This is a genomic window from Xanthobacter sp. BG11Y11_SDJG (assembly GCF_057364445.1).
Genome location: NZ_JBNFNU010000886.1, coordinates 1 through 564, shown reverse-complemented (window position 1 = coordinate 564; position 564 = coordinate 1). Strand labels below are relative to the sequence as shown.

Here is a 564-nt window from a genome sequence, read left to right as displayed (position 1 = left end):
CGTCCTCGATCGGCATCAGGAACGGCAGGTCGATCGGCCGCTCCGGCTGCGGAATGTAGGCGTCCACCGCCTCCATCAGCTTCAGCACCGCGTCGCGGCCCAGCGCCGGATCGCCGTTCTCAAGCGCCACCAGCGCCGAGCCGCGGATGATCGGGATGTCGTCGCCGGGGAAGTCGTACTTCGACAGCAGCTCGCGCACCTCCATCTCGACCAGCTCGAGAAGCTCGGCGTCGTCCACCATGTCGCACTTGTTCAGGAACACCACCAGCGCCGGCACGCCCACCTGACGGGCAAGCAGGATGTGCTCGCGGGTCTGCGGCATCGGGCCGTCCGCCGCCGACACCACCAGGATCGCGCCGTCCATCTGCGCCGCGCCGGTGATCATGTTCTTCACATAGTCGGCGTGGCCGGGGCAGTCGACGTGCGCATAGTGGCGGTTGTTCGTCTCATACTCCACGTGCGCCGTGGAGATGGTGATGCCGCGCGCCTTCTCTTCCGGCGCCTTGTCGATCTGGTCGTACGCCGTGAACGTCGCGCCGCCGCTCTCCGCCAGAACCTTCGTGA

Annotated in this window: 1 protein-coding gene; it reads right to left on the bottom strand. The window is 67.2% G+C overall.

The window, feature by feature from the left end; genetic code table 11:
• A partial coding sequence (locus AC2W7M_RS27120) for a GTP-binding protein (protein ID WP_486136340.1) occupies positions 1-564 on the bottom strand: 564 nt, incomplete at both ends.